Annotated in this window: 6 protein-coding genes; 3 read left to right on the forward strand and 3 right to left on the reverse strand. The window is 47.8% G+C overall.

The window, feature by feature from the left end; translation table 11 throughout:
- Nucleotides 1–15: 15 nt before the first annotated feature.
- Nucleotides 16–1,245 (reverse strand): tyrosine--tRNA ligase, encoded by a 1,230-nt coding sequence (gene tyrS, locus F1593_RS22085; protein ID WP_149403736.1) that lies wholly within the window; start codon nucleotides 1,243–1,245, stop codon nucleotides 16–18.
- 342 nt (nucleotides 1,246–1,587) lie between these two features.
- On the opposite strand from tyrS, the gene F1593_RS22090 reads away from it, so the two are divergent.
- The 3 genes from F1593_RS22090 to F1593_RS22100 all read left to right on the forward strand — a co-directional run bounded on the left by F1593_RS22090 (nucleotide 1,588) and on the right by F1593_RS22100 (nucleotide 5,045).
- Nucleotides 1,588–2,025, forward strand: coding sequence for an Hsp20/alpha crystallin family protein (locus F1593_RS22090; protein ID WP_149403729.1), 438 nt, complete (start codon nucleotides 1,588–1,590; stop codon nucleotides 2,023–2,025).
- Between the two features lie 391 nt (nucleotides 2,026–2,416).
- Entirely contained in the window at nucleotides 2,417–3,130 is a 714-nt protein-coding gene (gene infC, locus F1593_RS22095; RefSeq protein ID WP_149403730.1) for a translation initiation factor IF-3, read from the forward strand.
- A 475-nt stretch (nucleotides 3,131–3,605) separates the two neighbouring features.
- Entirely contained in the window at nucleotides 3,606–5,045 is a 1,440-nt protein-coding gene (locus tag F1593_RS22100; RefSeq protein WP_149403731.1) for a S41 family peptidase, read from the forward strand.
- Nucleotides 5,046–5,119: 74 nt separating this feature from the next.
- On the opposite strand, the gene F1593_RS22105 is transcribed toward F1593_RS22100, so the two are convergent.
- Nucleotides 5,120–6,571, reverse strand: coding sequence for a hemolysin family protein (locus F1593_RS22105; protein ID WP_149403732.1), 1,452 nt, complete (start codon nucleotides 6,569–6,571; stop codon nucleotides 5,120–5,122).
- An 8-nt stretch (nucleotides 6,572–6,579) separates the two neighbouring features.
- Complete coding sequence (gene glmU / locus F1593_RS22110) at nucleotides 6,580–8,025, reverse strand: bifunctional UDP-N-acetylglucosamine diphosphorylase/glucosamine-1-phosphate N-acetyltransferase GlmU (protein ID WP_149403733.1); 1,446 nt, start codon at nucleotides 8,023–8,025, stop codon at nucleotides 6,580–6,582.
- Between the last annotated feature and the right edge of the window lie 443 nt (nucleotides 8,026–8,468).

An 8,468-nucleotide genomic window follows, 5' to 3' on the forward strand; every position in this document is an offset into this window, starting at 1 on the left:
ATTTATAGCAGCCTATCAGGCTTTGATACGAATATGTTGGCGCTTGCCTACCTTCAAAATCGCCCCGTCGATCACTTCAATGGTTGTATTGGGATCAGTGATGCGCTCCGACTCACCAGATTCTCCTCTGGCAAAGAGTGAAACCCCTCCCTGCTTAATCAACTCGCGTGCCTTATTATTACTGGCGGCCAGACCCGCACTCACAATCAGCTCAACCACGTTTTGACTTGCGGCCAGATGATAATCAGGAATGTCGGTCGGCAGCTTGCGCTCGGAGAATTGGCGGATAAAAGCCTCCTGTCCTTCCTGGGCAGCCTCGGCATTATGAAACTCAGTGACAATCTCACGGGCCATTCGTAACTTCACATCGCGAGGATTCAGTGTGCCCTCAGCCATCTTGCGGTCAAATTCATCCAGCTCCTCTTCATCTATCTCGGTCAACGCCTCAAAATATGTCCGCATCGTCTTATCAGGTAAAGACATCAGCTTGCCGAACATATCCTTTGCGGGAGCAGTCATCGAGATGTAGTTGTCCAATGACTTCCCCATCTTCTTCTCACCATCCAGACCGACGATTAGATTCATCGTCAAGATCTGCTGTGACGCCTGGCCGAAGATTGGCTGGAGATCGCGTCCCACCAGGAGATTGAAGGTCTGATCTGTACCACCCAGCTCGACATCCGAACGCAACGCAACCGAGTCATAGCCCTGCAAGAGAGGATACATAAACTCAGCCAGCGAAATCTCGATGCCGGATTTGTAGCGCTTCGAGAAATCATCGCGCTCTAACATCTGAGCAACCGTTTTATAACCCAACAGCTTGATCGCATCTCCCAGATCAAACTTATCAAACCATTCGGTCTGGCGATGCACCTCTGTCTGCTCTGAATCGACGATACGGAAAAATTGATCCAGATATGTCTTTGAATTCTCAGCAACCTGCTCGGCCGACAATGCTTTACGGGCCTCAACACGCCCACTTGGATCGCCCAGACGCGCCGTCCAGTCACCAATCACGACGACCGTTTTATGTCCCAATTTCTGGAACTGGCGCAGCTTACGGAATACCACCGCATGGCCTATCGTCAGATCATAGTGCGTCGGGTCCACACCCAACTTCACGCGCAACGGCTCACCTTTATTACCTTCAAGTAATAAGCGTCGTAAATCTGCTTCCTTCTCAACGAGCGCAACACCTCGTTTGAGAATATGATCGATCTCTTTATTTGTCGGGGACTGTTTCAACACCTGTCTGCGCTCCTCCCAATGCTATAAATGGAATATCTGATTAGCTGCATTGTAGCAGAAGATAAGAATGAAGTCGAGATGACTTACCACACATATCTGACACTCAAGCTTCTTGATAGTCTTTCTATCAAACTTTCTAACAAAATTCTTACACAATGTATATGCTTCTCTAATATTGCGCTTACATTCTTCTAACAGATGGTGGGTTATAGTATGAACATCAAGAACAAACAATGATGTGAGCCGCGAGACCAGGAAAAAAGACTCATCCGCGCGACCACAGAGTAGAGTAAAAATACAAAAAGTTTCAATGAAAAGCGAAAAAGAGGAGGTTCTACCATGGCTAATATCACCCGTTACAATCCTTTCAGCGAAGTTGTTTCTCTGCGTGATGCGATGGATCGCCTGTTTGAAGAGAGTATCATCAGTCCCCGGAGCAGCAGTGTGAGCGGTCGTGGCATGGCTGCTAACCTCTATGAGACCAGGGATGGCTACACCTTACAGTTGCCGATGCCTGGTATCAATGTTGAGGATGTAGAGATTACTGTGCAGCAAGATACTGTTCAGTTGAAATGGGAGACGAAAGTACAATTTCCAGAAGGCGCTCAAGTCCACTGGAACGGCTTCCAGGCAGGACGCTATCAGCAATCCTTCACTGTCCCAGCACCGATTAACGCTGAGGGGGTTGAAGCCCAGTATGAAAATGGCATTCTGACCTTGCAATTGCCCAAAGCCGAGCACGCGAAAGCACGCACTATCAAAATCAATGCCCGCTAAGCAACAAAGATTATCCTACACAGGCCAGCAAGGAAGTTCCTGCTGGCCTGTGTACTTTTGTCTATCTCTGTGTACCTTCCACTATCAGGAAAGGAAGAAATCATTCAAAACACAATAGCTTTACAGAGCAATGCACGCATGACCAACTATTGAATTTCCCTCTGCTGAGTTGGCAATAGCAGTCGATGGAAAAGAAAAGGAATGACAAAGCAGAACAGGGCTGCTGTTGACTTGCAATGCTAGTATGCACGTAGTATACTGAAACAGTCCGCAAGTGGCAGTTATTTTGTGCTGGCAAAAAATAGGCACAAAAGAACACACCTGGGTAGACTCAACGTTTCAACGCTGAAAGTGTGAATAGAATTATTACTAAGAAGAGGAGAATAGCCCTATTAACAAGGATTTTCGGGGGAACGACCGTTCACGAGAGACACGTGTTAACGAGCGCATTCGAGCACGTGAAATACGCTTAATTGATGAGGATGGCGAGATGATGGGAGTGATGTCTCCCATGCGAGCATTAGAAATTGCTCGCGACAGGAATGTTGACCTGGTAGAGGTGTCCCCAAACGCTATGCCGCCAGTCTGTAAGCTGATGGACTACGGTCGCTTCAAATATGAACAGGCGAAAAAAGAAAACGAAGCCCGCAAAAACCAGAAGACCATCACTCTCAAAGAAATTCGCATGCGCCCACGTACTGACGATCATGACATAAATGTCAAAACGCGTAAAATTCAGGAATTCCTGGCAGACGGAGATAAGGTCCGTGTCAGTGTACAATTCCGTGGACCTGATATGCGTCACCCGGACATTGGTCGAAAGTTACTCGATGGAATTGCAGAAGAGTTGAAAGGTATCGCGACTATCGAGCGCACTCCGATGATGGAAGGCCGCATGATGTCGATGATAGTCTCCCGCGCTCCAGGCTGGGAACCACCAAAGAAACAAACACCCCTCCCTACGGGCAAGGAAAAAGCTACGCAAGCAGCGAACGCTGCTCCAAATAATGAGAGCAACGAGAATGCGCCTGCAGCAGCCAGTACCCCACAAGCACCCGTAGCTACCACCGAGGAGTCACAGGTAACTGAGCCACAGGAACAGTAAGTTATTCGCCTCGTTATGTAGAGCTTTCCTGGGATGTGGTCCACAGGTTGGCCTACATCCAAACAAGAAACCAGCAAAAAAGAGGGGTGCTAGTTCATTCAAATGAACTATCCCCTTCTTTTTTTATAGTCACACCATTTTATAGTGGCCCTTTGTATCTCTGGCAACGCATTTCGCTTGTACCTCTCTCACCTCATGAAGAGATATACTGTACAGGAAAGAAAAAAACGTTTGCTGGCCCGAACAACCATCCTATAACCATCCAAGAAGCGCAATGAATCGTGTCGTAGTGACGTTTTTGACTATAATAGTGATACGCTGATTGCAATTTTTTATCGTAAATATACATTATGTTAGCGTTATTTGACTTTTCAGAACACGGTCACTAAGATAAGGCTATGTAGACAGGTCAATAACGAAGAAGAGATCAGAAAATAAGCGCACTCAAAATAAACAGTGCCTGAGGAGGCCATTGGTGAGCAAATACGATGATCCTAGCTGGTATGAACAGCAACTCCCGCATGAGCAAACGCCATCACAACAACCACAGAACGCAGATGATTTCGAACACTATGCATTCCTTCCATCTCAAGACGCTAACTATCCCCAACATCAGACATATATGCCACTTCCAGCAAGTGAGGAACCCAACCGTTTGCAACGGGCAGTCGGACGTACCGTGGCGCTAGCAGCACTGATTGTAATTGCTTTCTGTGGCGGTTGGTTCGGGCATGATTATATCAATAATCATTTTTTTGACCCCAATAATCAATCTCAATCCTATCAACACCTCTTTGACCAGGCCTGGCAGAAAATTGATCAGAATTATGTCAATCGTCAGGATATTAATTATCAGAAGATGGCATATGCAGCCATCAATTCTATGGTTACGACCCTGGGAGACACCGGACACACACGCTTTATGGATGCCAAAACTGCCAGCGAAGAAAGCCAGCAACTGAGCGGTAAATTCTCTGGCATCGGCATCTATCTCCATCAGGATATCAAGACAAAAAATTTGATTGTTACAGCTCCCATTCCTGGCTCACCTGCCGAAAAAGCTGGCATCAAATCTAAGGATGAAATTATCGCTGTCGATGGTAAGAGCACAAGTGGAAAAGATGTGACGGGTGTCAGCACTATGATCCAGGGAAAAGATGGAACCAGCGTCAAGCTAACCATCCAGCGCCCGGGAGAAAGTCAGCCACATATCTTCAATGTCATGCGTTCAGAGATCCAGGTTCCCAATGTCCTCATGCACTACATTCCAGAGAAACACACCGTTCATATCCAGATTGTCCAGTTTGCGGATGGCGTCTCTAATCAGGTCAAGGATGACATCATGAAAGCCAAAAGTGAAGGGGCCACTAAAATCATCCTGGACCTGCGCGACAATCCCGGAGGTTTCTTAAACGAAGCAGTCAATACCACCAGCCTCTTCGTTAAAAGTGGACATGTGCTAATCCAGCAGGATAGCACGGGGAAACGGACCCCAGTTGATGTCACAGGAAATACCATTGATACAACCTCACAGATGGTTGTGCTTGTCAATGGCAACTCTGCCAGTGCCGCTGAAATCGTCTCTGGTTCGCTCAAAGAAAATGGTCGTGCCACTGTAATTGGTGAAAAAACCTTTGGTACAGGCACCGTTCTGCAACCATTCAATCTGGCCGACGGCTCACAACTCCTGATCGGCACACAGGAATGGCTCACCCCGAGTGGACATTTTATTCGCAATAGCAATGGACAACAGAATGGCGGTATTCGCCCAAACATAGAGGTTAAGATGGGCACAAATGATGCCATTGTTACTCCGAACGATGAAAATCAACAGCAACTCACCACCCAACAGATTTTACAAAGCAAAGATCCTCAACTCATCAAAGCGCTTGAATTTTTACAGGGTAAAAAATAAAAGACAAAAAGAGAGATCCCTCCTCGATTGTGGAGAGATCTCTCTTTTTGTCTTTTAAAGTCTCTATCAGAAGATCAGGCTTCCTTAAATTCGTAGGAAGAGGGGGAAGCTTGTGGTGACTCATCATTGTGAACGGAAGACGCTTCGGGCAACGATAACTGCGCATTGGGAGGCGGCAACAACATGACATCCTGGTTATCTTTCACATCTCGCTCAACACGTATCTTTAAAATACGTCTTCCCCGTGTCGCCAGCACGACAAAAGTTAAATTATCAAACGTGATGCGATCACCGACCCCGGGAATTTTATCCAGTTGCGCATAGACAAAGCCGCCCAGCGTCTCGTAATCGGCATCAGCCATTTGTGTATCCATCAACGCATTGAAATCGTAGATGCTCATCTTGGCATTGATAATATATTCATTATCGTTAATACGTTCCGAGAGGACCTCCTCGTGGTCATATTCGTCCTGTATATCGCCCACAATCTCTTCCATCAAGTCTTCAATGGTAACCAGACCCGCTACCGAGCCATACTCATCAATCACCATTGCCATATGGGTATGACTCAGACGTAGTTCGCGTAAGAGATCATCCAATTTCTTTGTTTCAGGCACACAATATGCATCACGCACCAATCCACCGATGGAGAGCGTGCCGTGATTTTCACGCAAATGCCGAATCATATCCTTGGTATAAAGGATACCTTTGATATCGTCAACACCTATCGCTGCATCATAGACTGGAATGCGGGAAAAACCTCCCTGCATTGCCATATCAACAGCCTCATTGACCGCCATCGAACTGGGCAATGTTACCATATCAATACGTGGTACCATTACCTCGCGCACCGTTGTATCCGCGAACTCAAAGATACTACGAATCATCTCGGTCTTCTCTTCTTCCAGTACCCCTTCTTCTTCGCTCACCGTTACGAGCAGACGCAGTTCATCTTCTGTAATAAAAGGACCCCGATGGCGCATCTCGCCACTGAGCAGGCGAACCAATCCCGAAGTAATCGTGTTGAGAAGCCAGACCACTGGCCGTATTGCCCACGCCGTTGCGCGTACAGGCTCGATAAAAAAGCGTGCCCAGCGCAACGGATTTTGCACTGCGGCTGTTTTAGGTGAGATCTCACAAAAAACCAGCACAATCAGTGAGGTAGCAATAGAAGAGATAAGTTCACCAAAAGAGGCTGAAAAAAAGCGTAATGCCAGAACGGTTGCCATACTGGATGCCACGACTACGGCAACACTATTGACAACGAGAATGGTGGCAAGAAAAACATTGGGCTCCGCCAACAGACGCTCAATTTTGAGCACCTGTGTGTCACCTTCTTCGGCCATATTCTTAAGCTTAATACGATTGACCGATGTAAAGGCTGTTTCTGCTGCGGAAGCCAGTGCACACAGGATTAGCGCAATGATAAATACACTAAGCTGTAGCCAGGCTTGCGCATCCAGATGTGTAAAATGAAAATTAACCGTGGCGGCTAAGCTCGATAAGCCAGGGCCGTCCCCGTCCATGTAAGCTCCTATTCCTGTTTCCCTAGCTCTGGCGCGACAGCATCCTCATCAGTAGCTGTCGGTAGCGTCCGTGCGACACGCGCAGGCACACCATACGCCAATGTATGAGCAGGGATATCTTTATTGACTAATGAACTTGCTCCGGTCATAGCATGATCGCCAATTGTTACGGGTGGAATAAGTACACTATCGCAGCCGATAAAGGCTCCGGAGCCAATTGTCGTGCGATACTTTTGTTTGGTAAGACCATTATAATTGGAGGTAATTGTGCCCGCACCAATGTTAACGTGATCACCTACCGTCGCATCCCCTAAATAGCTGAAATGATGCACATCGGAGCCCTCGCCAACATACGAGTTCTTGATTTCTCCAAAATTCCCCATCCGTACACCACGTGCCAGATGTGCACCCGGCCGACAATGACTGAAGGGGCCCATACTGACCTCATCTTCTAATACTGTCTCTTCCAGGGCTGAATTTCTGATAACGCAGCGATCACCAATCGTGGATTGATCAATCGTGGTACCAGGTCCAATACGACACCAGGAACCAATCGTCGTTTTACCTGTGATGATCGTATTTGGTAAAAGCACAGTATCAGAAGCGATCTGCACGTCACTATCGATATAGGTAGTCGCGGGATCAATGATCGTCACCCCGGCATACATATGCTGCTCCAGAATACGCCGACGCATAATCTGCTCAGCCTCAGCCAGTTGCACACGATTATTAACACCCAGCGATTCATCGAACGAGCCCTGCACCGTGGCGATAGCACGCTCTTGCGCACCGGCAACGGCGATTAAGTCTGTGAGATAATATTCACCGGCAGCGTTGCGTGGCAATGCCGTAAGTGACTTCCACAGCCAGGCGCGATCAAAGCAATAGACACCAGAATTTACTTCGGTAATGCTCAACTGCTCCGGCGTCGCCCGCTTGACCTCAACGATCTCACGTACCTGTCCATGTGAATCCCGCACAACGCGGCCATAATCTGAAGAGGTATCGGCCGTGGCGGTCAAAAACGTGATCGTTGCCTGACGCGCACTATGCTCAGCTAACACCTGTGCCAGGATCTCGCTCCGTACCAATGGAGTATCACCATAACAGACCAGCACCGTTTCAGGCAAAGGGTCCAACGCGTCAACAGCATCTTGGGCCGCCAGTACTGCATGTCCGGTTCCCAACTGTTCTTCCTGCCGCGCATAGAGACAACGGTCGCCGAACGCTTCCAACACCTGCTCAGCCTTATGTCCGAGTACCACAATGGGACGGCTTGCTGTTAGGCTAGCACGCAAAGAAGCGAAGGCAGCGGTAGATGGAATAGTCTCAACAGACTTCAAGACGTGTGCCAGCAACGGCTGACCGGCCAGTGGATGGAGGAGTTTTGACAACGTTGAACGCATCCGCGTACCCTTACCAGCGGCAAGAACGACGGTCGCATATGTATTCATAGTTTGTACTGCAAACCCTTTATTTCTTTTAAATTGATGTCTAGAGGCTGTACCCGATAGCAAATGCTATACTGTCTATCAAGATCAAACAAGGAACATACCTCAGGGCGTTCGTTTGTCTCGCCCACATCAAAAAGCGGAAAAAGCTTTATTCACTGTTTCATTCAAAAGCTTATTTCTCTACTTATACACATACATAATACACGGAAAAGTATCTTACTGTCAACGTATCAACACACATGAGGGTGCGCGTCATTTTTTTGCGAGATACTTTGGACGGCACGCCGGAGATCGCCTCCAAGGATGGGTGACAGAGGGACGATACGGCTCAGGCAATGGAGCGACAGGAGAAGGAGGTTGGGGAACAGGAGGAGTGGATGGAACCGGTTTTTTCGTCCCACGCAGCCAAAACCACCATGCTTGAATCATCTGCTTGGCGGCGG

It is taken from the genome of Dictyobacter arantiisoli, from assembly GCF_008326305.1.
Classification (GTDB): Bacteria; Chloroflexota; Ktedonobacteria; order Ktedonobacterales; family Ktedonobacteraceae; genus Dictyobacter; species Dictyobacter arantiisoli.

Coding starts and splice junctions, on each gene's coding strand:
- F1593_RS22090 (WP_149403729.1), top strand. CDS start 1,588: ATGGCTAATATCACCCGTTACAATCCTTTCAGCGAAGTTGTTTCTCTG.
- F1593_RS22105 (WP_149403732.1), bottom strand. CDS start 6,571: ATGGACGGGGACGGCCCTGGCTTATCGAGCTTAGCCGCCACGGTTAAT.
- glmU (WP_149403733.1), bottom strand. CDS start 8,025: ATGAATACATATGCGACCGTCGTTCTTGCCGCTGGTAAGGGTACGCGG.